The following is a 26,285-nucleotide window of genomic DNA, read 5'->3' as shown; positions in this document are numbered from 1 at the left end:
ATGAATAAAAAAGTAATTATAATTGGAGGCGGAATCATAGGATTATGTTCTGCTTATTATCTTCAAAAGGAAGGTAATCAAGTAACTATAATTGATCAATCTAATATGGATGGAGGAGCTTCATATGTAAATGCAGGATATTTGTCGCCTAGCCATATCGTACCTTTGTCTGCTCCTGGAGTTATGAAAAAGGGGCTAAAATGGATGCTTAATTCTGCAAGTCCGTTATACATCAAGCCGCGTCTAGATTCTGATTTTTTAAAATGGACATTAGCATTCAATAAATCATGTAATGCCAGTCATGTTAATAAAGCCATTCCAGCAATAAAAGATATTTCCTTAATGAGTCAAGATTTATATGATGATATAAAACGTGATGAAAGTTTCACATTTCACTATGAAAAAAAAGGATTATTAATGCTTTGCCAAACTGAAAAAATGTTGGAAGAAGAGGTTGAGACAGCGCGTTTAGCTAAACGTGAAGGATTAGATGCTGAAGAGATTAGCGTAAAGGAATTAGAAGCTTTAGAGCCTAATATTAATTTGAATGTTAAAGGAGCAACTTTTTATAAATGTGATTCACATACAACACCACAGGAGTTTATGGATGAAATGAAAGCACATTTAAAAGCTGTTGGAGTTACTTTTTACTCAAATGAGAAAGTTGAAGATTTAGAAGTAGTAAATAGGAAAATTGTTTCTATTAAAACTAACAATCAAACTTTTAAGGCAGATGAATTTGTTCTAGCTGCAGGATCATGGAGTCATATATTAAGTAAAAAGCTAGGGTTAAAACTACTTTTACAAGCAGGAAAAGGTTACAGAATTAATACAAATCAGAATACTGGAATTCAAATTCCTTCTATTTTAGCTGAGGCAAAAGTTGCTGTAACTCCTATGAATGGCTTTACACGGTTTGCAGGTACAATGGAAATTGCAGGAATAAACCATAATATAAATAGAGTTAGAGTTGAAGCTATTGCAAATGCAGCGACGCGTTATTACCCTGAAATTAAATTAACTTCTGAAGAAAAAGAAAATGCAGCTTGCGGATTACGACCAGTATCGCCAGACGGATTACCATATATTGGTAAATCTTCAAAATGTAATAACCTAACAATTGCAGCTGGACATGCCATGATGGGCTGGAGTATGGGAACAGGAACTGGTAAATTAGTATCTGAAATAATTTCAGATAAAAAGACGTCTTTAGATATGACAATGTACTTACCTGACAGAAAGTTCTAATCATAATAACCTATAAGTGTGCGTGTTATAGTGCCGTAGAGAACTTTATATATTTTCAACGATACTAGAAGTCATTTCAACGAATATCTTTTGACGGCTCATTTTATAAACAGATATTTACTCTGTAATACTTTGATTAATAGCATAATCCCCTCAAACGTTTAACCAGTTTAAATTATGTTATTATGAATCTTCAAATTACACACTACAACAACCATTTTAAAATAAAGGGTGTTCTAAACAGACAGAATGTGGCTGTTTTTCAAAATGAATTTAAAAATATTTTCGATAAATTTAGTTCGTTAACTTTGAGTATCGAAGATTTAGAAAGTATAGATACTTATGGTGTTAATGCTTTAGCACAACTTCATAATGAGTCAATAACAAAACACAAAAACTTATCGATAATAGGTTTAGGTTGCGATGATTTATATGAACATTTTAAATCTGAAAGCGCAGCTTAATTACAACGCATTTTTCTGATGTTTAAAAAAAGCATCAGCTTGCAATTGCATTAGTTCGCGAGCTTTTTTTCGCTTGTATTGGTATAATTCATCTTCTTCAGCAATATCATTGTAAATTTTATTGTTGATTGACATATCAGTTTTTAAAAGAATATTACGCTCATTAACCTTTTGTTCTACCCAAGTTTTTACTGCAGTTTCAGCATCCTCTAACTTATAATCGTATTCGCCTTTTGGTGATAACAATTTGGCGAAAATAGGTGATGTTTCAATAGCCAGAAATAGTAGAAATATAAAAAATGAAGGCAGCCAAGGTAATTTACTTAAGGCATTAACACGAGCCATTAATCCATCAAAACCGTCAATTATTGGTTGGGTTGAGGCTACTTGTGTATTATAATCGTTTTGTAATTGTACAATTTGACCTTCAATTGCTGTGATTTTTGCTTTATTATCTGTTTTTAGCTGTTGTAATTCTGCTAATGCAGCATCATGTTTTTCTCTTTTTTCAGCATAAACAGGTCCTTTGCCTAATAGTTTTGTACCAGCAGTCCCTTCGGCTTCTGTAATATAAGTGTCATAAAGGGCATTCACTTCTGTTTCTTTAGTAGTAATTTCAGATTGTAAGCTATTAATATCGTTCTGTAATCCTTCAACCGTAGGATTAAATTGTAATGCTATTTGATCTTTATTAGCAAGTGTCAGTTCATTTTTTTGTTCTAAAAGGACTTGATTAATTTCCTTTTCAAAAATTTTTAATTCTAAAGGTTTAGAAATCACAACTGCAATAATAACTGCAAGAATAATACGTGGAGTGGCTTGTATTAATTCATCCATTACACTATTACGTTTTTTAATAGTGGAAACAATGAATCTATCTAAATTAAAAATGAGTAAACCCCAAATTAATCCAAAACCAATTGAAGTATAAAGATTATCAAAAACAGTATAAAGTGCATAGCTAGCAGCAATTGTAGCCATAACAGCTGTAAAAAATACGGTAGCGCCAATACCTGCGTATTTATTTTGTTCTCCTATAGAACAGTTGTCGAGAATATCTGTGTCAGACCCAGAACAGACAATGAAGAATTTTTTTAACATAACGTGATTTGATTTTGATTGACCCTTCGACTACGCTCAGGACAGGTTGTCTATTAGAACGTTAAGTTAGTGAATTTGTTACATGATTTAATGAAAAAGACCTTTCAAATCATCAAATTGAAAGGTCTTTTTATAGGTTTTGATTTTTTTAATTCTTAATTACAATTGGTTTTGTAGTGATATAAACCTTTGGTTGCTTAGAATTTGATTCTTTTGTTGAAATATTAAGTTTATCATTTTTCTTTAGTAAACTTATAGCTTCGTCTGATGAAATTGACTTTCCTTCATAATAAAACGAAGCTCCTTTTTTAGCCATTTCAATGACGTGGTCTAAAGGCGATTTTGGCGCTGGTGGAGGAGGTGGAGGTGGTACTTTATTGTTGTAATCATCCACAGCATTTTGCATTTTCTTTTTTTGAGTAGGTGTTGCATCAGCTGGAATTGGTGGAGGAGGCGGTAACTCTTTTCCTTTAATTACTTTTGGTGCTGGTGGAGGAGGTGGACAATCTGGAAATGGTTCTGAAGATGCTTTTTGGTCTTTAGACATTTTGTTATAAATGTATTCCAAACGTTTTAGATCATCTAACTTAACAACACGCTTCTCTTTTGGTTGTGCATTGTATTTTTTAGCTAACTTGTTGTATTCTGCAACTTCTTCTGGAGTTGCTTTTTGTTGATTTAAAAATTCATCAACTTGACTAGTACAGATAGTTATCTTTTTAATGCCAATAGTTCTTAAATCAGAGAAAATATTATCTTTAATTTCTTTGTTTGCATCTGGATATATCTTTACAGATACTTGCAAATTCTTGTTTTGCTGAAATAAGTTTTTAATCTCTAATAGTGTTACAACTTTATCGTTAAGTAAAAGCTCTCCGTTTTCATTTAAAAATAAATCTAGCGTCTCTATTATTTCTAAACTTGTTAAGATTTCTCCATTTACTACTTCCTTTCTTTCACTAAATCCATAAAGTGTTAGTGCAACTAATGGTAGAAGTAATAAGCTTCTTAACCACATTTTTTGTTTTGATGTTTGTGTTTTCATAATTGTAAATCGTTTTTTGATTGATGAATAATTGATGGCATTAGCCAATTGAGGTTCTGCTGCATTTGATGAGAATGCTAATAATAGTTGTTGATACTGCGAAGGCTGTATCCCGTTAAGCAAAACAGCTTTATCTGCTAAAAATTCGTGATTAAGTTTAATATCTCTTTTTATAAAATAGAGGAGTGGATTAAACCAAAATAGTATTTGTAATAATTCAATAAATAAGATATCTAAACTATGTTTTTGTTCAGCATGAGTTTGTTCATGTATAAAGACTTCTTGAGGAATTTGTTGCGATTCGTATTTATATTTATTTAAAAAGATATAATTAAAAAACGTGTGAGGAGTTACTTCATCATTTAATAACACATTTATATAACGATGAGCTTTTAATTTTGGGTTACAATGGATCTTTTTAAAAATAACATTGAGGTTTAACACAAACTTTAAACTAAAAATTAATACACCAATACCATAGACTGTCCATAATAGCTGAGGTAAATAATCCCATAAACTAGTTTGCTCAATTGCTTCATGTTCAAATACAATTTGTTGTGCATTCGTAAAATTTTGGGTGATTGTTACAGGTTCAACAAATTGAGTGAAGGTTATCAAAGGAAAACCAATAGATAAAACCAAAGCAAATAACAAGTAAAAACGCTTTAATTGATGCATTGTCTCTCTTTCTAAAAACAATTTATAAAATGCCATAAAAATGAATAAACAAGCCGAGAATTTTAGAATGTAGATGAGCATGATTATTTGTTTTTAATTTCGTTATCTATGAGTTTTTTTAGGTCTTCCAATTCTTCTTTTGTTAAATCGGTTTCTTTAGTAAAAAAGGATGCAAATTGTGAGGCACTATCATTAAAAAAGTTTTTTATTAGACCATTAACGTGTTTTGAAAAGTAATCTTTCTTCTTAACCAAAGGGTAGTATTCTCGTGATTTACCATACAATGTATAACCAACAAATTTCTTATCTGTCATTCGCTTTAACAACGTTGCAACTGTTGTTGTTGCAGGTTTTGGCTCTGGATAAGCATCTAATAAATCTTTCATGAAAGCTTTCTCCAGTTTCCATAGATGGTTCATTAAGTCTTCCTCTGTTTTAGTTAATTGCATTGCTCTACGTTTTTAGAATGTACTCTACAAATGTAGAATAAAAAATAATATATACAAATTAATTCAACTTAAATTTTGTTAAAATACACTATATTTGATGCTTATTACAATAAAAACCCAAAATGAACAAACTGATTATTAATTTGTTATGCGCTATATTGTTTTCAACAATATCGTATTCACAGTCTATTAATGAATTAATTAATTTAGTTAATTTAGATACGCTTTCTTTAAAAGTTCAAGAATTTTCTGGAGAAATTCCAACTGTTGTAGATGGCAATACAGTAACTATACTTAATAGAGTAAGTAGTAATAACGATATTGCAGCAGATTATATAAAGCAAGAGTTTGAGCAGTATAATAATTTGACTATCACAGATCAAGTTTATAGTGCAAACGGCAGAAATATTATTGCAACTCAACTAGGAAAAACAAATCCGAATAACATTTATATAATTTGTGCTCATTACGATTCGGTTGCTAATTATTGTGCTGATGATAATGCTAGTGGTACAATTGCTGTTCTAGAAATTGCAAGAATTTTATCTAAACAGTGTTTTGATAATACAATTGTTTATGCCCTTTGGGACCAAGAAGAAAATGGCCTTTTAGGAGCAAATCATTATGCAACTGAGGCTTTTAATAATGGCGATAACATTTTAGGTGTTTTAAATATTGATATGATGGGTTATGATGGTAATGGTGATAATAATTTTGATATCGATGTAAGACCAATTGCAAATTCTATTGCAATGAAAGATGATATTATTGCAGTTTTAAACAATCCTACCTATGGTTTTAACCTTGTAGTAAATGTTGTTAATCCTGGAACACCAAACAGTGATCATTCTCGTTTTTGGAACAGAGGCTATTCAGCGGTTTTAGTTGGTGAATCGTGGGAAACTAATGACCAAACACCTTTTTATCATACATCTGGAGATAGATATAGTACTTTAGATTTGCCATACTATCATCAATTAGCGAAAATAATATTAGGCTATATGGCTACTAAAGGTGGTTTGGTAAGTGTTGATAATACTATTACTGCCAATGCAACTACATTAACAGCAAATGAAGCTTCAGCAACATACCAATGGTATAATTGCGATACTAATATGGCAATTTCTGGAGCCACAAATCAATCTTTTTCACCAACATTTAATGGAACATTTGCGGTAGAAGTAACTTCAGGAACATGTACAGAGCGTAGTGAATGTTTCCTTTTTAACACATTAGGTTTGTCTGCTTTTACTAAAGATGAAATTACAATTCATCCAAATCCAGTAAAAAACGATTTAAAAATTGAATTGAACTTTGATGAAGAAGCTATTGTAAGTTTATATAATATATCAGGAAAATTAATGCTTACTAAAACTATACAGCAACAACAAAATACAATTAGCTTAAAGGATATTTCAAGTGGAGTTTACTTTATAAATATAAAGTCTGCTCAAAAAACAGGAACATATAAAATTGTAAAAGAATAAATTTCATTTTGCTTTAAAATAAAAAATCCGTTCATTTTTAGTGAGCGGATTTTTTTTTATGAATTTTGATAGAAGTTATTTACTTAACTCAGTAAAATACTTATAAAATAAAGGAATAGTTTCAATTCCTTTTAAGTAGTTCCAAACACCAAAATGTTCGTTTGGCGAATGTATAGCGTCGCTATCTAAGCCGAATCCCATTAAAATGGTTTTGCTTTTAAGCTCTTGTTCAAATAACGCTACAATAGGAATACTTCCTCCACTACGCTGCGGAATTGGTTCTTTTCCAAATGAATCTTGGTAAGCTTTACTTGCAGCTTTATAACCAATACTGTCAATTGGTGTTACATAACCTTGTCCACCATGATGAGGTGTTACTTTTACTCTTGCACCTTTAGGAGCAATACTTTCGAAGTGTTTTTTGAATAGTTGAGTTATTTCTTCCCAATCTTGATGAGGTACTAAACGCATCGAAATTTTAGCATACGCCTTACTTGCAATCACTGTTTTAGCACCTTCGCCAGTATATCCTCCCCAAATACCATTAACATCTAATGTTGGTCTGATAGAATTACGTTCATTAGTTGTATAACCTTCTTCACCATAAACAGCCTCAATGTCTAAAGCTTTTTTATAATTTTCTAATGAAAAAGGCGCTTTAGCCATTTGTTCTCTTTCAGCTTTTGATAATTCTTCAACCTTATCATAAAAACCAGGAATAGTGATATGGTTATTTTCATCATGTAGAGATGCTATCATTTTAGATAAAATATTAATCGGATTAGCAACAGCTCCACCATATAACCCTGAATGTAAATCTCTGTTTGGACCAGTAACTTCAACTTCAACATAACTTAAACCACGTAAACCTGTAGTTATTGATGGTGTGTCTTTAGAAATCATTCCTGTATCAGAAATTAAAATAACATCGTTTTTAAGTTTCTCTTGATTTGTTTTAACAAATTTTGAAAGATTAACACTGCCAACTTCCTCTTCACCCTCGATCATAAACTTTACATTACAAGGCAGTTGGTTTGTAGATGTCATAAACTCTAGAGCCTTAACGTGCATATACATTTGTCCTTTATCATCACATGCACCACGCGCAAAAATTGCACCTTCAGGGTGAAGTTCTGTGTTTTTAATTACTGGCTCAAAAGGAGGTGAGTTCCATAAATTTAAAGGATCTGGTGGTTGCACATCGTAGTGACCATAAACCAATATTGTAGGTAGGTTTTTATCAATAATTTTTTCTCCGTAAACAATAGGGTAGCCATCTGTTTTACATATTTCTACATGGTTACAACCTGCTTTTTCAAGGCTTATTTTAATTTCATCGGCTGTTTTTAACACATCGTTTTTATAGGCTGAATCTGCACTTATTGATGGTATTTTTAAAAGCTCAATAAGCTCGTTTAGGAATCTTTCTTTATGTTGATTAACGTAAGATTGAATGTTTTGCATAATTATATTTTCAAATTGATTCAAAAATACAAAATCCGTGATAACTTTTTTCTTAAAAGATACGTTTGTATATTGAAAGTAATTTTTATATTTGCATCCCGATAATAATCGGACCTGATGCAGGCGTGGTGGAATTGGTAGACACGCTAGACTTAGGATTTAACCAAGTATAGGTTCTTAAAATATTGTTAAAATGCGGGCGTGGTGGAATTGGTAGACACGTCAGACTTAGGATCTGATGCCGCAAGGTGTGGGGGTTCGAGTCCCTTCGCCCGCACGAAAAGCCGAGGAGAAATCTTCGGCTTTTTTATTTTAAATAGAGTGGTTTTTGTTGCTAAATTTCTCTTCAGGTACAACATAGGTACAACATTTTACTTTTTTTCTCTTCCCATTTTGATTAATGTTATATGCTTTCAATTGGTAGAAAATATTATTTTACTTATGCTCGAAATAATATTTTTTACTAGTTCTCTTCTTTATATCCGCGATATGAAATGTATTTATTTGTGCAATATCCCCGCAAGTTAAACTCGTAAAATATTTGCATCAAAAGACTACGGCATAAAGCCATCACTTCTGCCTTTACTAATTTATTCCGTTTCCTTTTGAGCCAAGATTTTATCTTCAGTTTGGTTTCTGCTCAAATATTGTTTAATCTAAAATTTGAGTATTATGACAACAAAAGCGAGTACCACAAGAATGCGTAGAAGTAAAACGACTACAGCGAACAAAGAAGTGAATGGAAAGAAAGTACAAACAATTCAAATCCAGAACCTGGACATTGGCAAAATCAAGCCAGACCCAGACCAGCCAAGAAAAACCTTTGATGAAAAATTGCTGAGCCAACTTTCAGAAAGCATCAAAGCGCACGGTGTATTACAGCCCATAACGGTAAGAAAATCTGGAAGGGATTTTATAATCGTAATGGGCGAACGTCGTTACAGAGCATGTATGCTGGCCAAAAAGAAAACTATTCCCTGTATCGTGAGAACCTATGAGAACAATGAGGTTCTCGAAGTTCAAATTATCGAAAACCTACAACGACAGGATGTTGAACCTACAGAAGAAGCTGATGCAATAGCCTATTTAAACGAGAAGTATTCCCCGTCAGAAATCGCGAAGCGTTTGGGAAGAACAGACAATTTTATTCGACAACGCTTAAAGCTTTCCGGATTGATTGATGGCTTCAAACACTTTGTTCGCAGCGGTGAAATGACCATTTCATTAGGTGTTGGCGTTGCGCTCTTTGAGCCAGAAGAGCAGCAGATGATGCTGGAAACGATGGGCGAAGAATTCAACGCACATCAGATAAACCGAATGATAAACAACCAGACCTACGATTTAGAAAAAGCACCTTTTGATGTTGCAGATAAAACCTTGGTTTTAAAATCTGGTACCTGTGTAGAATGTCCGTTCAATGCCGCAAATCAAGGGAATCTTTTTGGCGAAGGTAAAATGGTCTGCACCAAATCGGCTTGTTTTGAAACGAAAAAGTCCAAATCGTTCTTGAACCTCATTGAAAAATCCAAGAAAGAAAGCGTTCTGTTGATTCCTGGAATACGACAGTATTGGGCAGATGAAGAAAACAACCAACTGGTCATTTCCCAACTTGAAAGTAATGGATTGAAAGTCTATTTGCTGGATGATGTCGAAATCATAGAATGTCCTACTGAACCAACAATGGATGCCATAAAGGTTGAATACCAGCATTATGATTATTCCGAGGATGAACTGAAAGCAGAATTGGACGAAGCTATACAGAGCTATAAAGATGACCTGGAAATGTACAATTCAGCCAAGGACAACGGCTTCGTGAATGGTATCGTTTTCAATACTGAAACCTACCAACACAAAAATGCTTTCGTAAAAGTTATTGAGGAGACAGAGAACGATTCCACTGAATATTCTGCACCATTGGCCAACAGGAAAATGGCAGATTGTACACCCCAAGAACAAATCATCAAAATTAATGAGCGAGAAATCCGCAAAAAACAGATTGAGAACAACAAGCAGTTTGAAGAAGTGGTACAGATGATTCGTGAAACCGATTATATCAATACCAAGAAAGCACTGTCTGTGGATGAAATGGTCGCCTTTTCAATCTCACTTTTTGAAAACAATGTGGATTATATGGGTCGTCAGAAGTATTTTTCCAAACTGCTGACGGGTACTTCAAAGATGACAGAAGTGGAAACTGTTGAACATTTCAAGAAAAATTTCAAGAAAGATGTTTTTCATAAGCTAATACGGTACCTGCTTACAAAGCAAGTGCATTTTGGTGAAAGCAATCACGTTAATAACCTGACGAACATTTCATTCTATAATGCCATTCAGGGATACTTCAAATCGAAGATTGCAGTAATTGAAAAGGAATATACCGAAAAACGGGACAAGCGTGAAACACGTTTGAAAGAGCGTATCGCTGTTCTTGAAAAGAAAATTCAAGAATTAAACGATTAGCTTTTGCTCACATGAAAAACCAAAAAAGATTTTCAACTTTTATGATTTAAATGGGGTAGTTTACATTGTTTATTTTATGAAGGGTACACCTTGCGCATAACATTTTAAATTATTTGTTGCTAAATATGTATCTAAAGGAAATCGCGTCAATTGGTTTCAAATTGATAGTTTAAGTAAAGAAATGGGCAAATATTTTAATTTGTTTTTCCAAAAATTTTGTTAAATTACCAATCGAAAAAGTTACAATAATAGCATATGTTCATTATTGTGCTAGTTATAAATGTTTCGTTTTTCTAAATAAAAAACCAAATGAAAAAACTAATAATAATTTTCTTTCTCATTTTCTATGGAATTGGCAATTCTCAAATTAAACGGGACTATAACATTGGTATCCTTTTAGATAATAGAAACAAAAAAATCAATTCACTGCTTGAACGTTTAGAGGATGAAGTCAAAGCTGTTGTCGGTGAGGATGCTAACATTCATTTTTTAGAAAAAAATATTCTAGCTAATGAATTTAATTTCGAGCTGGCAGAATTGAATTATAAAAAAATCCTTGAAAATGAAACAGATATTATTTTAGTATTTGGCATTATCAACAATCAATTTATAAGCCAGATAGAGTCATTCATAAAACCTACAATTGTCTTTGGGGCGGTCAATAGCGATTTGTTAAATGTTGATTTAACAAACAAAACCTCTGGTATTAAAAACCTTGCGTATCTAGTTGAAAAAGAATCATACAGAGATGATTTGAAAATGTTGCATGAGATAAGTGGTTTCAGTAAAGTTGGAATTGCCTTGGACAAAGAGGTCGTTTCAACTCTTCCATTCGAAAAAATCTTCGATGATGCTTTGCGAGAATTAAAGTCTCAATACCAAATTATTCCCTTCACAACAATCGATGATATTACATCTAATTTAGACAATGTAGATGCTTTATACCTTGCTGGTGGGTTTTTTCTTTCCAATGAAGAAGTTGGTACCCTAGCACAGGTTTTAATAGATAAAAAAATACCTTCCTTTACATTGAATGACGTACAACAAGTTGAAGGTGGCTTAATGGCTACTTATCAAAATCAGGATAATTTCGATCAATTTTTTCGGAGAATCTCACTAACTATTGAAACTTATATAAATGGAACACCGTTGGAGGATATGCCAATTTATATTGATTTTACAAATCAGTTAAGTATTAATTTCGATACAGCTGATTTAATTGATGTCCCTATTAAATACAGCTTGATGGCTGATGCGCATTTTGTGGGAGGGTTTAAGAATCTATCATCAAAGGAAAAATACAATTTATTTGAACTTATAGATGAGGTGCTTGAAAACAATCTTTTCTTGCAATCAAATCAAAAGGAAATAGAATTAAGTCAGCAGGAGGTGAAAAAGGCAAAAAGTGATTATCTGCCTAATTTAACGATTGGAGGAATGGGTACTTACGTGGATCCCGACATGGCAGAAAATAGCTTTGGCCAAAACGCAGAGTATTCTACAACTGGAAATATCACTTTGAATCAAACAATTTTTTCTGCAAGAGCAAGTGCAAACATCGCTATTCAAAAAAAATTGCAGAAAGCCCAACAAGAAAACTTTAATGCGGCACAATTAGATGCCATTTTTAGTGCTTCAAGTAATTACTTTACAATTTTGATTTTAAATGCAAATAAGCAAATTCAAGTAAGCAATTTAGAACTCACTAAAAAGAATCTTCAGATAGCAGAACAAAACTATAATGCAGGGGAAGCAGGAAAGTCTGATATGTTGCGTTTTCAAAGTGAGATGGCGCAAAACAGATTAGAGTTGATTAAGGCAATAAATAGTTTAGAGGAAGGATTTGTCAATGTCAACCAGCTTTTAAACAATAATATTGGTGACAAAGTTGGAATTGAAGAAGTGGCCTTGAATGAAGGAGTCTTCCAAAAATACAATTATGAGCATTTTTCCAATTTCTTAGATAGCCCTAATATCAGGGAACATTTTATAGAATTTCTTGTTATAGAAGCAAAAAAAAATGCCCCCGAGCTTAAATCCATTAACTATAATATGGAAGCCATAGATAGAAGTATCAAGCTAAGTGGCTTAGGCCGCTTTTTGCCAACCGTAGGTTTGCAGGGGCAATTCAATAGAATCTTTAGCCGGAGCGGGGCAGGTAGTACACCAATTCAAGGTTTTTCTTTGTTAGACGAGAACTATAATGTAGGCGTAAATATTTCGGTTCCCATTTTTAACCAAAATAAAAATAATATTGATAAGCAAACAGCAACAATTCAAAAAGACCAACTACAAATCAATAGGGAAAATACTGAATTGGAAATTGCCGCCAATGTGAGAAAGGCAGTGTTAAATGTTATAAATGAAATGGCAAACATTAAGTTGTCAAAAGTATCAGAAGAAGCTGCAAAAGAGGCTCTAGAACTTACACAAACCGGATATTCAAGTGGTGCTGTCAATATAGTCCAATTAATCGATGCTCAAAATAATTATTTAAACGCACAATTGGCAAGAACGACTGCTGTATACAGTTTTTTAATTAGCTCTTTGCATTTGGAACGTTTTTTAGGTTATTATTTTATACTTAATTCAGACGATGACAATGAGAAATTTGAGCAGCGCTTTTTAGAATTTTTAAATAATAAGGAATAAAACATCATATTAAGATGAAATACACAATCTATACATTTTGGATTGCATTGTTTGCAATTGGACTCATTTCTTGTTCAGAAAAGAAACAAGAAACACAAAAGCCTGTGCGACCTGTAAAGTATCAGGAAATAGGCTATTCGGGAGGGGAGAAAATAAGGACGTTTAGTGGGACAGCTCAAACGGACAAAGTCATTAATTTAAGTTTTAGGAACAGTGGAATAATAACGTTGTTTGATATCAAGCTTGGGCAAAAAGTAAAAAAAGGACAATTAATTGCAAAGTTGGACAATGTGCAGTCTCGCTTAGCTTATGAGCAAGCATTAACACAATTGAATAGTGCAGAATCACAAATGAATACAGCAAAGTTAAGCCTGAACCGAATACGTTCATTGTATGAAAAAGGAAGTTCTTCTTTAAGTGATTTTGAATCCGCAAAAAATGCCTATAGAACAGCCCAAGAAAGCTATCAATCTGCACAAAGAGGTGTGGACATTCAGCGTGAACAAGTGCGTTTTGGGTTTCTATATGCACCATCAGATGGTGTGATTTCAGCAGTTAATGCCGAAATGGATGAAAATGTTGGCCCAGGTCAGACCATTGCAATCCTTAATGCAGGAGTGGATATGGAAATAGTCTTGGGAATACCTGAAAGTATAATTAACGGTGTAAAACAAGATATGGAAGTTCTTGTGAACTTTTCTTCTTTGCCAAGTAAAGTTTTTAAAGCCAAGGTGACAGAAATATCCCCTTCCGTTGATATAAATACAGCAACATACCCTATCCGTATTCGCTTAGTAAATACTAGTGAAGAAATAAAAAGTGGCATGGCGGCTAATGTAACTTTCGATTTTAAGGAGAGTGGTACATATGACAATATTTTAGTTGTGCCTGCAAATGCGGTTGGAGAAGATAGTAATGGACGATTTGTATTCTTGATTGTAGAACATGAAAATAGAACTATTGTCAAAAAACATCCAATAAAGATTGGCAACTTAAACACTGAGGGTTTTGAGATTGTTTCCGGATTAGAAGCGGGACAAAAAATTGCTACAGCAGGTTTACAAATATTATTAGACGGCCAAGAAGTGAAGTTGAAGTAATTAAAACCCGACCCAAATGAATCTAGCACAATTTTCTATAGACAAAAACAGAATAATCTTCATGGTATTGACAACAATCGTGCTCATGGGTTTAGTAATGTATTCGGGTTTGTCCCGAGATAGCATGCCTCCTTATACTGTACGTTTAGCCACTGTTGTTTCTGAATTTCCTGGGGCAAGCCCTGAACGCGTTGAGCAATTGGTTACAGACAAAATTGAGAAAGCGGCTCAAGAATTACCTGAACTTAAAGAGGTAAGCAGTATCTCAAGAACAGGATTGTCTGTGGTAAGCGTAACCTTAAAGGATGAAGTGCCTCCAACGAAAATGCAATCTGTTTGGGATAGATTGCGTAGGAAATTAAATGTATTGGAAGGTTTACCTGAAGGAGTAGTTCCCTTTTTGAACGATGACGGTATTGGTGATGTTTATGGCATTGTGGTTGGTTTAACATCTGATGGATATTCTTATGCAGAGATGAAAGAATACGCTGATGATATAAAGGATGCACTAATAAGCTTACCGGATGCAGCCAAAGTGGAAATTGGTGGTGAGCAAGAAGAACGGGTTTTTGTAGAGTTTGAAAATTCGCGATTAAAAGAATATGGTTTGTCGGCCTCCAAACTTCAGCAGGCTATTGCTGCTACTAATATTCTGAACTCTGGCGGGCAAGTTAATTTAGGTGATGAGCGTATAATTTTGGAACCAACGGGAAATTTTAATTCTGTAAAGGATATTGATAACATGCTAATTTCCGTAGGGAACGAGAACAGTTCTCAGCTTATTAAACTAGGTGATATAACAACGGTAAAAAAAGGCTATATAGACCCACCTTCTCAAGAAGTACGTATCAATGGTAAAAATGCTATTTCATTACACGTGAACCTAAAAGAAAATGCCAATGTAATAGCGTTGGGTGAAGAAGTTAACAAGGTGGTTGATCATTGGCAAGAAAAGTTGCCTGTTGGATTAGAACTGATAAGAGTGTCGTCATTAGATAATTATATAGATTTTAAGGTAAACGATTTCATTGTAAACCTGATGCAATCTATTGCGATTGTTTTGCTCGTCATGCTTATTTTCTTAGGTATTAGAACAGGTTTTGTTATTGCTAGTTTAATACCAATAGTAACCATTATGACATTAATGGTTATGGGGGTAATTAATATGGGCTTAAACCAGGTGACCCTAGCAGCTTTGATTATGGCGCTAGGGATGCTTGTTGATAATGCTATTGTAGTGGCAGAAACCATTATGGTAAAAATGGAGGAAGGCATAGAAAGAAAAAAAGCTACGGTAGAAGCATTTTCAGAATTATGGATGCCTTTATTGATTTCAACATTAACAACATCGGCAGCATTTTTGGCATTTTACCTATCACCTACAGCTATGGGAGATATTGTAGGTCCAATTTTTGTTGTAATTACCATTGCTCTTTTGTCGTCTTGGATTATTGCACTCACAGTTATAACATTGTTTTGTTACCTATTTTTAAAGGTGTCTCCAAAAACGGAAAAGAAGCCAGGATTCATAGATGTTGTCATTAACAAGTTGAAGATTTATTATAAAGACATGATATTGACTGCGCTACAGAACAAATGGAAAGTGATAATTGGCATTTTTCTTATTTTTTTAGCTTCTCTATATGGATTCACTAAAATACCTTTCGTGTTTTTTCCAGATAGTGACCGTAATATGATCACAGTTGATATCAACTTACCAGAAGGTAACAAAATTGAGCGAACTTCTGAGGTTGTGGAACGAATTGAAAGCTATATAGCAGATTCATTGCAGGTAAATAACAAACGATTGACTGGAATTTTAGATTGGTCTTCTTACATAGGAGAAGGGCCAGAATCATATGATTTAGGATATACACCTGATGAAGCTAATTCAAACTATGCCCACATTCTCATAAATACATCATCTTTCAATGAAAATAATAAGATGATTGCCAAAATTGATGATTTTGCATTCAAAAACTTTCCTAATGCTGATATTAAAGTCGGGGCTTTATCTGCTGGTGGCGGCGGCATACCTATTGAGATTAAAGTTTCTGGCAATAATTTTGATGAATTGTCTCAGATTAGTCAGGCAGTAAAATTAAAATTGTCCAGCATTAGTGGCACAAAAAATGTCAAGGACGATTGGGGCCCTAAAAGCAAGAAATTTATTATTGAAATAGACCAAAACAGAGCTCAATCAGCAGGAATCACAAGCTTGGATATCGCAACTTCATTGCTTACCGTTTTAGATGGTTTTCAGACGGGAGAGTATAGAGAGGATGATAAATCCATACCAATAGTTATGCGTAGTGATGACAATCAGCAACAATCTTTGGCTTCGCTTGAAACACTAAATGTTTATTCGCAGACAACTGGGAGGACTGTGCCATTGTTACAAGTAGCATCTATAGTCCCTATGTGGCAATACTCAAAAATTAAGCGTTTTAATTTGGTAAGAACTGTAATCATATCTAGTGATTTACGCCCTGAAGGTAATTCTTCTGATATAATCAATGAAATTATACCATGGCTGGAAGAGCAAAGAAAGAATTGGCCCTCTGATTATAGTTATGAGTTTGGCGGAGAGGCTAAGCAATCTGAAGAGAATATGGGATCCGTCATTGGGTATTTGCCATTATCAGGATTTATAATTGTGCTGCTATTGATTATTCAATTCAATTCTTTTAGAAAAATGGCCATGGTAGTGATGACTATTCCTTTAGGTATCATTGGTGTGGTGATTGGCTTATTAGTATTTGGTGAAGCCTTTGGATTTATGCCTTTTCTAGGTTTAATATCCCTTGCAGGAATTGTAATTAACAATGCCATTGTTCTTATTGATAGAATGGAAATTGAACAGCGTGATTTGGGAAGAACAGAACAAGATGCCATAATCGCCGCTTGCTTGCAACGATTCAGACCTATACTTTTAGCAACATTTACAACAGTACTCGGTTTATTGCCGCTATATATCTCTGGAGGAGAAATGTGGGAAGGAATGGCTATAGGAATCATGGTGGGTTTATTGTTTGGGACCGTTATAACACTATTGTTTATTCCTACTGTATACAGTGCGCTTTTTAAAGTGGATTATAAGAGCTATGAGTTCAATGAAAAACTTATAGAAGAATAGCAAGTGGTGCTAAAATTGTGAGTACACAATTTATCAAATTGAAAACACCTCTTATTTGATTTGTTGTTTTTTTCTTCACATACTTTAGATGGATAAATACGACCTTGGTTATGTTACAAATGAGATTTTGAATCAGGTTTTTACCGTATGTAGTATTTTGTCTTTTTCTATGGGTTATATAAAAATTGAAGAGAATCTGGAGACTACGGTAACGCATACAGCTTTTTTCACTTAAAGTTTCCAACTCAATCTGTAGTAGTCAGTAACTGGGAGTTTGCCAAATTGTACGGTAGGTCACTTTTTATTATGATACTTTTTCAAGCCGAGTAAGTTCAGTTGAACTTCCTTGCCCCTAAGCAGAATTGAACCAAGGTCAATAGTTTTATAGCTATTGTCCTTATTTAGAGCCTCGAACAATTCTTTTGATATAATAACCTGTTGTTGGTATTCAGAACATTTTGATTGAATACGTGCTGCAGTATTTATGGTGTCGCCGTGATAGGCTATTTCTTTTTTTATTGTTCCTACCTCTACAGTTATTATTTTCCCGCCATGTATACCAGCCTTAAATTCAGGTATTATACCGTAATTCTTTAGGTAATAGGGACTCCTGTTTTTTAATCTGTCCCTAAATGAAAAAAATAATTCTGTACAATTATTATTCTGAATTCCTAAAGTGTAAATCCATGTAATAACTGCTTCATCTCCAACGTATTGATAGATTTCGCCTTTAAAATTCAATAATATTTCATTCAAATCAAAAAAACAGTCTTTAATTAATTTGCTATGTTTAAAATGCCCTAATTTCTCAGCTATGGTTGTTGAAGATTTTAAATCAAGGAACATAAATATGCGCGTTTCTTCTTTTGGAGTTTGATATTTGCCTTGAAGAATTTTCCAAAAAGTATTACCTCCTAAAAATTCAGTGGAAATTCGTATAAATGACAAACCTATGGATATATATAATGCATAAATTAAATAAGCCCAATAAACTTTATTGTCCAATCGCAGATACTCTTTCGTGAAATAATTTGTATTGTTTTCTTTGTTAAAAAAGAAGAAGGCGATAATTAAAACAAAAGCCAAAACGATAAAATACGCAATGGTCTCGAAAATAAAATACAACCACATAGGAATTCTGTAAGCCAAATATTTTTCGAACACATATTCAACAAGCGATAAAAAAAATCCAATTAGCATTCCTGAAAGAAATCCATATTTTAGATTATCTATCAAAGACAATTCGTATTCAAAATTTACATGAATGCCAGGTTCGTCATATACACCGAGGTATCTTATAAATACATGCAGACACATTGCTATTGTCCAAAATAGCAATGATTTTATGAGGATAATTAAGTATTTTTTTAATTCTCTATTCATATGGATTAAACCCAGCTGGTCATTACCTCAGTTTACTTTATTAGTTTTATGCCCTAAATTCAAATATAGATGAATCCTTAGCTGGTTATAAAGCACAATTATATTATTTGTTTCAAAAATTTATTGCATGAGGGATTTCATAAAACTCTCATATTCATGTAATTTAATCATGCCATTAATAGAGATGACACTTTTGTTGTAAAATTCACCCAATTTGACTTTTTCAACTTTCATCTATTTTTTAGTATAAAGCTTTGGTCTAATGAGTTTTAAATACATCTAATTTATACATGATTGCCCACAATTGTGCCTTACCTGACGGTTCATATGCATTGATAGAATGAACAGGGAAGACTAAACGTTTTCGCTCTATAATTTACAAAAAAATAAGAGAAAAATTATCATTTATGTAGAGAGTATACTGAGTGAAAATGGTTCGCATCATTTATAAGTTTGCTCATGGAATTTAATTGTGATTGGACTTGTTTAGATTCAGTTCGATAATCTGAAATTCAATATTTAAACCCAACATGATAAAATAACCTAAAGACTAACTCGGGATGGCTTAATACAGAAATTGAGGAACAGATTTTACAGTTCCAGTAGTAAAATCCTGACAGAAAGAGTATACCTTATTTTTTCAGACGTTCAGCACATTCCCCTACGTTCCGCGGCTTTCCGCAAAAAGACGGATAGCCACTCCACTTCGGGAAAAGCGCTTCACTCAAAAACATCTTGGACACCATCCCCGTTTTTGGCTTTCCATTCCGTTACCCCTGTCCGTCCCGATAGCTATCGGGACTGGACAGGGACACTGCATTCCCGAGCCAAAAAGGGGATGGAGTCCGCTTGCCAACGGAAAGCCACCGCTTCGGTTTTCCCAACGTGATATTCGGCAAGTTCTTCTTGAGCCCTTGCTCGAAAATCCCTAAAAAACGAACCGCTGTCTTACACATTTTAAGGGGTTTATAATGGATAAAGCCTGTATTGCTTTTCGGGGCGTCGAAAAGCAGGCAGTGCATAACCAATTCTAATTTAAACCCTATTTGCCGCACGCGCTTAACTGCCTGTACGCTTCCTTGCAAATGGTTTAAAAGAATTGCTAATGCCCTTATGGAACTTGTCAAGACCAAGGCAGGTTCCGGCAAAAAATAAGGTTTCTACTTCCTTGAAAATGCGAGCATTTTACTACGTCGCAGACACTCCTGATTTTTCACCGAAAGTCTTGACAAAACCCACTTTATCCATTGTGCTGCGCACGAAAGAAATCAAACAAACACCCCTTAAAATTTAAGTTGAATTGAAAAGGGAAATTATTAATCTTTTAAATCTTTTAGTTATGAGTACCATTAAAAATCACGTACAGTTAATCGGAAATGTTGGGCAAGAACCAACCATTACGAACCTTGAAAGCGGAAAGAAAGTAGCCCGCTTTTCATTGGCGTCCAACGAGTATTACAAGGACGGCAAGGGCGAAAAACAAACGGACACCAATTGGCATACGATTGTCGCTTGGGGAAAGACCGCCGAAATTGTTGAAAAGTATGTAGAAAAAGGCAAGGAAGTGGGCATTACGGGGAAATTGAAAACAAGAACCTACACCACCGAAGACGGCAACCAACGCTACGTAACCGAAGTAGTAGCCGATGAAATCCTATTGCTTGGAAACAAAGGCGATAAGTAAAACCAAAAAAAGAAAGAGGGCACTTAAACCAGTTTTCAATTAGTGCGTGCCCTCTTTTCATTATCCACTTTAAAATTTAGAATAATGAAGAGTAAAGTTAACGAAATTCAGATAAGTTACCGGGAAAAGATTTCAACCTTGAAATCAGAACCTATAAATAGTTCCCAAGATGCAGCAAGATTGCTCTACGAGCATTGGGACAAGAACACGATAGGCTTGCACGAGACCTTTAAAATCCTGTTGTTGAACAATTCCAATAAGGTCAAAGGGGTTTTTCCATTGTCCACGGGAGGTCTAACGGGTACGGTGGTCGATGTGAGGATTCTTTTTGCTATTGTGCTAAAGACACTTTCCGTTGGGATTTTGCTTGCACATAACCATCCAAGTTATAAGACCCGACCAAGTGAAGCGGATTTGACCCTGACCAAAAAAATTAAAAAGGCGGCACAGCTTTTTGACGTGAGGTTGCTCGACCATTTGATAATAACACCAAATGGTGACTATTACAGTTTTGCCGATAATGGCGATTTATAAAAACCGACATTATGGAAAGCAAGGAAAAAGAAAGTCGCCATACCGATTTAGAATTCTGGTCGGACGAACAACATGACCAAGGGGATTACCCCCTTGGTTTTGACCCCGATTTGTACGACCTATAAACATCTTGAACAATGATTTACCTCAATTATAACAATCTCGATGACGAGACACAGAGCCGACTGCTTGCCATGTCAAGAAAGGATGTGGAAAAGCGGTTCGGGGAACAGATAAAGGATATACTCAGAAACATTACATGAATTACGATACCCTTTTGGAAGAGGAAGCGATACGGAATTTATACTCCTATACCTTTGTATTCAATATTTAGGAACACTAAAACGAACCAAAACAGCCCTTATTAAATGAGGGCTTTTTCTATGCTCAAAAGATTGAAAACCGTATCTTTACTTCGCTGAAATCCAGCATCAAATTTTTAAAAGGGATTATCCAATTTTTGACTTTCGCCGATAATCCTTTACATCGGAAAATAACATATCGGAAAATTATTTTCCCTGAAATGGCAATCTGGATGGGAAGCAGATTGTATGGAATTTTGTCCCGCGAGCGGGACGAAATGGAATAGCAAGAGGGTAACACGCGGAGCGATGTTACGTATTCCGTTTTTAGTGCAATTAATTGGTTTTTAGGTAGTTGAAAATTATTGAATTGTATTGGGTTTCAACGATTTGCGACAAACGGCCTCCAAACGCCCATTTTCAGGGAAGATTTTGCGACAAATCGGCGAAATATGGACTCATTCATCGGTATCAGGTTCAAAAAGGAAACCGCAAAGCGTTTCCAGGCATTCTCACGCACCCATTTCAAAACTCACACCGAGGCAATGGAAACCATTCTCGATTTTTTCCACTACAACGAGATTTCCCCAAAGGAAAATTTTGGGCCAACGGGACGTACCATTGAGGCCAAATTGTTAAAGCGAATCAATGCCGTTATCGCCATAATGCGTGATGTGGAAAAGACCCAGACCAAGCCCACGGTCGCCATGCTGCAATCCCTGTTTGAGGTTGATGAGCCTAAAAAGAAACCGCTCATTCTAGAAAAGAAATATGCCGAAGAAAAGCAAGAGGTCAAATTCAGGGAGAAGAAAAACACCACCAACGAACTTTAAAATTTTAAACAATGTACATCACCATCACAGCACAGAATTTGGGGAAGAACTACTCGCAAAGCTCGGCGGATTTCGTGAAGTATCTGGAAAAGGAAAACCAAGGTTTGGAACAAGAGGATATGGAGCATTTTTTCAACCAGTATGGCGATGAGATTTCCGCAGCCGAAGTGGTACGCGAAATCGATGGCAATACCGCCAAGCTCAAACGGGACGAACCCAAGTTCTATTCCATCACGGTCAGCCCGTCCAAATCCGAGCTACGGAGACTTCAGGACAACAGCGAGGATTTGAAACGGTACACCCGTGAGCTGATGAAGGACTATGTGGCAAGTTTCAACAGGGAAATAGACGGTCGCCCAGTTTCGGTCGATGACATCAAATATTTTGCAAAAATCGAGCACCAACGCAGCTTTAAGGGAACGGACAGGGAGATTCGAGAAAACCAACCTTATGCCACAAAGATTCTTCAGCTTAAAACCGAAATCCGGAACATTCAAAGAGGAACGATGGAAGGCAAAATCAAAAAACGACAAAAGGAAATAGCCAAACTCAAAAAGGAAGCACCGCACCAACAGAACGGCAAGCGCATCGTCCAAGGAATGAAAAAAGCTGGCAACCAAAGTCATATTCATATCATCATCAGCCGAAAGGATGCCTCCAATTCGTTCAGCCTTTCCCCTGGAAGCAAGCACAAGGCATCCAAAGTGGAGATGCACGGCAAGACCGTAAATCGGGGGTTTGACCGAGACCAATTCTTTGAACGAGCCGAAAAGACCTTTGACAAAACTTTCGGTTATCAGCGCAACTTTGCAGAGACCTACAAGGCCAAAAAGGAATTTGTAAAGAATCCGAAAGGCTACTTTGCCGCCTTGATGAAACTGCCAGCCAACGAAAAGGCATTGGCCTTTAAAATCATCGGAAAATCGGGCGTTCCGATGCTGCCCAACATTCCCACCAACAAAGCACAATTGGCACTTCGTGCCTTTAAACGGTTGCAGCGTGGTGCGGAAATCGCCATCAAATCAAGTTCAATCGGAATCTAATATGCAAACGGACAACCTTATATCGATTCTAATAATAGTTGGCAGTCTGAGTATTGTTTTTTACGGCTGTTTTCGGGTGGTCAAATATGCCTTTGCCCTGAATATCTTGCTAATCGGTTTACTGGTTTTTTATGTTTCAAAGGAATTGGGATGGCCATTGGCTTCCTTGTATTATGGCTGTCCGTTATTGCTTATCAATACAGTGTTCTATGTATTTCTGCATAGTCCGAATGAACTCAACAATGGAAATGAAAGTTTTAGTGTAAGTTTTGCTACGACCAAAGGCCAATTCAAACTCCACAACATTAAACGAGGGGCTTCGGTCATCGGTTCTGCGGGAAGCGGAAAGACGGAAAGTGTGGTCTATGGGTTTCTGAAACACTTCCAAAAACATCGGTTCTGTGGCATCATCCACGATTACAAGGATTTTGAACTTACCGAAATGGCCTATCCGCTTTTTAAGGATGGCGACATTCCCTTTAAGGTCATTTCCTTTGACCGTATCATCCACAGGGTAAACCCGATTGCACCTCGTTATCTGGAGAACGAGGAAAGTGTAAACGAGGTTTCTAGGGTGTTGATTGAAAACCTTTTGGAGCAACGGGAAAGTGGTTCGACTGGAACGACAAAATTCTTTAACGATGCCGCCGAGGGCTTGGTCGGTGGACTGATATGGAAGCTGAAAACCGATTACCCTAGATATTGCACCCTGCCCCATTTGATTGCCATTTATCAATTGTTGGACACTGACAGCCTCATCCAATTTTTGGAAACCAATACCACGTCTCGGGCTATGGCGGATGCGTTCATTAGTGGCAAAGATTCCGAACGGCAAACGGCAGGTGTAAAAAGTACCTTGGCCAATGCGCTAAAACGCATCAGCACCCAACGCATATTTATGGCATTGTCCGCAGATGAAGTACCGTTAAATATCAATAGCGAAGAAAATCCAGGGGTTATTTCGGTGGTGAACAATCCCAAATACGAGACATCTTATGCACCGGTTATTGCCACCATCGTCCACACCATCACCAAACAGATGAGCGTTCGCAATTCCCGACCGTCTTTTTTGTTGATGGAGGAAGCACCCACCATTCGTTTATTAAATATGCACCGGATTCCGGCAACATTGAGAAGCTATGATATCGCCACAATCTATGTGATGCAAGACAAAATCCAAAACGATATGATGTACGGTGATAAGGCAAGCCGGGCGATTTTGAGCAATCTGTCCTATCAATTCTTTGGAAAGGTAAACGACCCGGACACGGCAAAATATTACGAACGCTTTTTTGAAATCATCAAAGACCCGACTAAAAGCATCAGTCGTGGCCATAACCTCGATTTTGATACCCGGATTACTACGGGCGAAAAGGAAATTCCGAAGATTCGGGCAGATGTGTTCTTCCGATTAAAACAGGGCGAGTTTATTACCTACGCCGATGGGAAGGATAAGAAAGTACATTTCAAACTGGCTAAAATCCAAAAGAAACTTCCTAATCCGAAAAAGCAATATTCAAGTTCGGATTTGGAAGCCAATTTTGAGCGGATTTATGATGAGGCTAGGTCGATATTTGGTTGAAAGCACGTCTGTATCATTTTAAAAAGTTGCTTATTTACAACATAAAATGTATTTTTGTCGTTAAAGAGCAACATTATGAATTCTAAGAAAACCATATTGCTTCCCAAATACCAGAAGATTTTTGACCAGATCGGTGAAAACATCAAACTGGCACGAAAGCGAAGAAAGCTCACGACAGAGCAAGTTTCCGAACGTGCGGGCATTCACAGGGCTACCCTTTATCGCATAGAAAAGGGAGACCCGGCCGTGGCCATTGGCCTGTATTTTAATGTGCTCAGGGTACTGAATCTTCAAGATGATTTCTTGAAGCTTGCCAATGACGATGCCTTTGGCAGAAAACTACAAGATCTGGATTTATTATAATAAAGATGGCAGAAGGAAAATTTGACATATACGTTTTTGCTGACTGGGGGGGCTTGGAAGGTCCGACCCTCATAGGTACGTTATCCGCACATTTTGCCAAAGGAAAGAAAGCCTTCAGTTTTGAATATGACAAAGATTGGTTAAAAACAGATGCACAACGTTTGCTTGACCCTGATATTAAGTTTTATTCCGGGCCACAGTTTCCTGCCAACAAAGAGAATTTTGGAATCTTCCTTGATAGTATGCCGGACACTTGGGGCAAGACCTTGATGAAGCGAAAAGCAGCACAAGACGCAAGGGCAAACAATGAAAAACCAAAAAATCTTTATGAACTGGATTATTTGCTTGGTGTGTTCGATGAAAGCCGAATGGGGGCCTTACGCTTTAAAACAGATTTGGACGGTCCTTTTTTGGATAACGATGCCCAAGCCCCAACACCGCCTTGGTCATCGTTAGGCGATTTACAGGAAGCCGCTAAACAACTGGAAAGTGATGACCAAAGTGAGGCCATCAGAAAATGGATTGCGGTTTTAATAGCACCTGGTTCATCCTTGGGTGGAGCCAGACCCAAAGCCAATATTTTCGACGCACAAAAAAATCTGTGGATTGCCAAGTTTCCATCAAAAGCCGATACCATTGACAAAGCCCTTTGGGAGTTTTTGGCTTATCGATTGGCCATAGCTGCCGGCATCGATATGGCAGCATCCAAAGTTGAAAAAATTAGCGGACAATACCATACCTTCTTGACCAAACGATTCGATAGAAAAGTTGAAAAACGGATACACTTTGCCTCGGCAATGACGATGACCGGCAATACCGAAGATTCAATAAAGAATGCCTCACCAAGCTATCTTGAGATTGTCGAGTTTATTGAAAATTATGGTGTTGATGTTGAAGCGAACTTGCACCAACTTTGGCGGCGCATCGTGTTCAATATTGCGATTTCCAACACAGACGACCACTTGCGAAATCACGGGTTTATTTTGACGGATAAGGGCTGGGTATTGTCACCAGCTTATGATTTAAACCCATCCATAGAAAAGGACGGCTTGTCACTAAATATCGATATGGACGATAATGCTCTGGACTTTGATTTGGTGAAAAGCGTGGGCGAATATTTTCGCCTGAGCGAAGAAGAGATGAATACTATTCTGGATGAAGTGCTTTCAGTGGTCAAAGATTGGAAAATAGTAGCCAAAGAATTGGGAATAAAAAATGCGGAAATGGAATTGATGGAAGTAGCTTTTAAATGGTAAAAAAAATAAGATTCCAAATAT

General features: G+C 35.8%; 19 protein-coding genes, 1 tRNA gene and 1 pseudogene. 16 read left to right on the top strand and 5 right to left on the bottom strand.

Going from position 1 to position 26,285, the window contains the following annotated elements; genetic code table 11:
• The gene (locus tag IEW41_RS05115) at positions 1 to 1,248 is read left to right on the top strand and encodes an NAD(P)/FAD-dependent oxidoreductase (RefSeq protein WP_188605221.1); all 1,248 of its coding nucleotides are present in this window, start codon (positions 1 to 3) and stop codon (positions 1,246 to 1,248) included.
• A gap of 185 nt (positions 1,249 to 1,433) precedes the next feature.
• Positions 1,434 to 1,712 (top strand): hypothetical protein, encoded by a 279-nt coding sequence (locus tag IEW41_RS05110; RefSeq protein WP_188605220.1) that lies wholly within the window; start codon positions 1,434 to 1,436, stop codon positions 1,710 to 1,712.
• Here IEW41_RS05110 and IEW41_RS05105 read toward each other — a convergent pair whose 3' ends face one another.
• The 3 genes from IEW41_RS05105 to IEW41_RS05095 all read right to left on the bottom strand — a co-directional run bounded on the left by IEW41_RS05105 (position 1,713) and on the right by IEW41_RS05095 (position 4,985).
• Positions 1,713 to 2,813 carry a DUF4407 domain-containing protein gene (locus IEW41_RS05105; protein WP_188605219.1) on the bottom strand — a complete coding sequence of 367 codons (1,101 nt, stop codon included), beginning with the start codon at positions 2,811 to 2,813 and terminating at the stop codon, positions 1,713 to 1,715.
• Positions 2,814 to 2,961: 148 nt separating this feature from the next.
• A complete protein-coding gene (locus IEW41_RS05100; protein WP_188605218.1) occupies positions 2,962 to 4,617 on the bottom strand; it encodes a M56 family metallopeptidase in 1,656 nt (551 codons plus the stop codon).
• 2 nt (positions 4,618 to 4,619) lie between these two features.
• Entirely contained in the window at positions 4,620 to 4,985 is a 366-nt protein-coding gene (locus tag IEW41_RS05095; protein WP_188605217.1) for a BlaI/MecI/CopY family transcriptional regulator, read from the bottom strand.
• A 122-nt stretch (positions 4,986 to 5,107) separates the two neighbouring features.
• Between IEW41_RS05095 and IEW41_RS05090 the strand changes: the two genes are divergently transcribed.
• Positions 5,108 to 6,472 (top strand): M28 family peptidase, encoded by a 1,365-nt coding sequence (locus IEW41_RS05090; protein ID WP_188605216.1) that lies wholly within the window; start codon positions 5,108 to 5,110, stop codon positions 6,470 to 6,472.
• Positions 6,473 to 6,547: 75 nt separating this feature from the next.
• Here the strand turns inward: IEW41_RS05090 and IEW41_RS05085 are convergent, their stop codons facing one another.
• A complete protein-coding gene (locus IEW41_RS05085) occupies positions 6,548 to 7,936 on the bottom strand; it encodes a dipeptidase (protein ID WP_188605215.1) in 1,389 nt (462 codons plus the stop codon).
• Between the two features lie 195 nt (positions 7,937 to 8,131).
• On the opposite strand from IEW41_RS05085, the gene IEW41_RS05080 reads away from it, so the two are divergent.
• From IEW41_RS05080 to IEW41_RS05060, 5 genes are all read left to right on the top strand, one after another.
• A tRNA-Leu gene (locus tag IEW41_RS05080) sits at positions 8,132 to 8,213 on the top strand.
• A 395-nt stretch (positions 8,214 to 8,608) separates the two neighbouring features.
• Positions 8,609 to 10,396 carry a ParB/RepB/Spo0J family partition protein gene (locus tag IEW41_RS05075; protein WP_136564580.1) on the top strand — a complete coding sequence of 596 codons (1,788 nt, stop codon included), beginning with the start codon at positions 8,609 to 8,611 and terminating at the stop codon, positions 10,394 to 10,396.
• A gap of 309 nt (positions 10,397 to 10,705) precedes the next feature.
• Entirely contained in the window at positions 10,706 to 13,048 is a 2,343-nt protein-coding gene (locus tag IEW41_RS05070; RefSeq protein ID WP_136564579.1) for a TolC family protein, read from the top strand.
• A gap of 14 nt (positions 13,049 to 13,062) precedes the next feature.
• Entirely contained in the window at positions 13,063 to 14,148 is a 1,086-nt protein-coding gene (locus IEW41_RS05065) for an efflux RND transporter periplasmic adaptor subunit (protein WP_136564578.1), read from the top strand.
• Positions 14,149 to 14,164: 16 nt separating this feature from the next.
• Positions 14,165 to 17,284, top strand: a complete 3,120-nt coding sequence (locus tag IEW41_RS05060) for an efflux RND transporter permease subunit (RefSeq protein WP_136564577.1) — start codon at positions 14,165 to 14,167, stop codon at positions 17,282 to 17,284.
• Positions 17,285 to 17,578: 294 nt separating this feature from the next.
• Here IEW41_RS05060 and IEW41_RS05055 read toward each other — a convergent pair whose 3' ends face one another.
• Positions 17,579 to 18,667 carry an adenylate/guanylate cyclase domain-containing protein gene (locus IEW41_RS05055; protein ID WP_136564576.1) on the bottom strand — a complete coding sequence of 363 codons (1,089 nt, stop codon included), beginning with the start codon at positions 18,665 to 18,667 and terminating at the stop codon, positions 17,579 to 17,581.
• A gap of 1,339 nt (positions 18,668 to 20,006) precedes the next feature.
• Between IEW41_RS05055 and IEW41_RS05050 the strand changes: the two genes are divergently transcribed.
• The 8 genes and pseudogenes from IEW41_RS05050 to IEW41_RS05020 all read left to right on the top strand — a co-directional run bounded on the left by IEW41_RS05050 (position 20,007) and on the right by IEW41_RS05020 (position 26,264).
• Positions 20,007 to 20,351 carry a single-stranded DNA-binding protein gene (locus IEW41_RS05050; protein ID WP_136564574.1) on the top strand — a complete coding sequence of 115 codons (345 nt, stop codon included), beginning with the start codon at positions 20,007 to 20,009 and terminating at the stop codon, positions 20,349 to 20,351.
• Between the two features lie 84 nt (positions 20,352 to 20,435).
• The gene (locus IEW41_RS05045; protein WP_136564573.1) at positions 20,436 to 20,885 is read left to right on the top strand and encodes a JAB domain-containing protein; all 450 of its coding nucleotides are present in this window, start codon (positions 20,436 to 20,438) and stop codon (positions 20,883 to 20,885) included.
• Between the two features lie 137 nt (positions 20,886 to 21,022).
• Positions 21,023 to 21,219, top strand: a pseudogene (locus IEW41_RS14540) (hypothetical protein).
• Positions 21,220 to 21,639: 420 nt separating this feature from the next.
• Complete coding sequence (locus IEW41_RS05040; RefSeq protein ID WP_136564572.1) at positions 21,640 to 22,020, top strand: BfmA/BtgA family mobilization protein; 381 nt, start codon at positions 21,640 to 21,642, stop codon at positions 22,018 to 22,020.
• 11 nt (positions 22,021 to 22,031) lie between these two features.
• Positions 22,032 to 23,063: a MobB family relaxase gene (gene mobB, locus IEW41_RS05035; RefSeq protein WP_136564571.1), complete on the top strand. Its 1,032-nt coding sequence runs from the start codon at positions 22,032 to 22,034 to the stop codon at positions 23,061 to 23,063.
• 1 nt (position 23,064) lies between these two features.
• A complete protein-coding gene (locus IEW41_RS05030) occupies positions 23,065 to 24,645 on the top strand; it encodes a type IV secretory system conjugative DNA transfer family protein (protein ID WP_136564570.1) in 1,581 nt (526 codons plus the stop codon).
• Positions 24,646 to 24,720: 75 nt separating this feature from the next.
• Positions 24,721 to 25,008 (top strand): helix-turn-helix domain-containing protein, encoded by a 288-nt coding sequence (locus IEW41_RS05025; protein ID WP_136564569.1) that lies wholly within the window; start codon positions 24,721 to 24,723, stop codon positions 25,006 to 25,008.
• A 5-nt stretch (positions 25,009 to 25,013) separates the two neighbouring features.
• Positions 25,014 to 26,264, top strand: coding sequence for a type II toxin-antitoxin system HipA family toxin (locus tag IEW41_RS05020; protein ID WP_136564568.1), 1,251 nt, complete (start codon positions 25,014 to 25,016; stop codon positions 26,262 to 26,264).
• Positions 26,265 to 26,285 lie beyond the last annotated feature (21 nt).

The organism is Aquaticitalea lipolytica (genome assembly GCF_014641635.1).
Taxonomy (GTDB): Bacteria; Bacteroidota; Bacteroidia; order Flavobacteriales; family Flavobacteriaceae; genus Aquaticitalea; species Aquaticitalea lipolytica.
This window is presented reverse-complemented; position numbering and strand designations above follow the sequence as displayed.

Coding starts and splice junctions, on each gene's coding strand:
- IEW41_RS05115 (WP_188605221.1), top strand. CDS start 1: ATGAATAAAAAAGTAATTATAATTGGAGGCGGAATCATAGGATTATGT.
- IEW41_RS05110 (WP_188605220.1), top strand. CDS start 1,434: ATGAATCTTCAAATTACACACTACAACAACCATTTTAAAATAAAGGGT.
- IEW41_RS05105 (WP_188605219.1), bottom strand. CDS start 2,813: ATGTTAAAAAAATTCTTCATTGTCTGTTCTGGGTCTGACACAGATATT.
- IEW41_RS05100 (WP_188605218.1), bottom strand. CDS start 4,617: ATGCTCATCTACATTCTAAAATTCTCGGCTTGTTTATTCATTTTTATG.
- IEW41_RS05095 (WP_188605217.1), bottom strand. CDS start 4,985: ATGCAATTAACTAAAACAGAGGAAGACTTAATGAACCATCTATGGAAA.
- IEW41_RS05090 (WP_188605216.1), top strand. CDS start 5,108: ATGAACAAACTGATTATTAATTTGTTATGCGCTATATTGTTTTCAACA.
- IEW41_RS05085 (WP_188605215.1), bottom strand. CDS start 7,936: ATGCAAAACATTCAATCTTACGTTAATCAACATAAAGAAAGATTCCTA.
- IEW41_RS05075 (WP_136564580.1), top strand. CDS start 8,609: ATGACAACAAAAGCGAGTACCACAAGAATGCGTAGAAGTAAAACGACT.
- IEW41_RS05070 (WP_136564579.1), top strand. CDS start 10,706: ATGAAAAAACTAATAATAATTTTCTTTCTCATTTTCTATGGAATTGGC.
- IEW41_RS05065 (WP_136564578.1), top strand. CDS start 13,063: ATGAAATACACAATCTATACATTTTGGATTGCATTGTTTGCAATTGGA.
- IEW41_RS05060 (WP_136564577.1), top strand. CDS start 14,165: ATGAATCTAGCACAATTTTCTATAGACAAAAACAGAATAATCTTCATG.
- IEW41_RS05055 (WP_136564576.1), bottom strand. CDS start 18,667: ATGAATAGAGAATTAAAAAAATACTTAATTATCCTCATAAAATCATTG.
- IEW41_RS05050 (WP_136564574.1), top strand. CDS start 20,007: ATGAGTACCATTAAAAATCACGTACAGTTAATCGGAAATGTTGGGCAA.
- IEW41_RS05045 (WP_136564573.1), top strand. CDS start 20,436: ATGAAGAGTAAAGTTAACGAAATTCAGATAAGTTACCGGGAAAAGATT.
- IEW41_RS05040 (WP_136564572.1), top strand. CDS start 21,640: ATGGACTCATTCATCGGTATCAGGTTCAAAAAGGAAACCGCAAAGCGT.
- mobB (WP_136564571.1), top strand. CDS start 22,032: ATGTACATCACCATCACAGCACAGAATTTGGGGAAGAACTACTCGCAA.
- IEW41_RS05030 (WP_136564570.1), top strand. CDS start 23,065: ATGCAAACGGACAACCTTATATCGATTCTAATAATAGTTGGCAGTCTG.
- IEW41_RS05025 (WP_136564569.1), top strand. CDS start 24,721: ATGAATTCTAAGAAAACCATATTGCTTCCCAAATACCAGAAGATTTTT.
- IEW41_RS05020 (WP_136564568.1), top strand. CDS start 25,014: ATGGCAGAAGGAAAATTTGACATATACGTTTTTGCTGACTGGGGGGGC.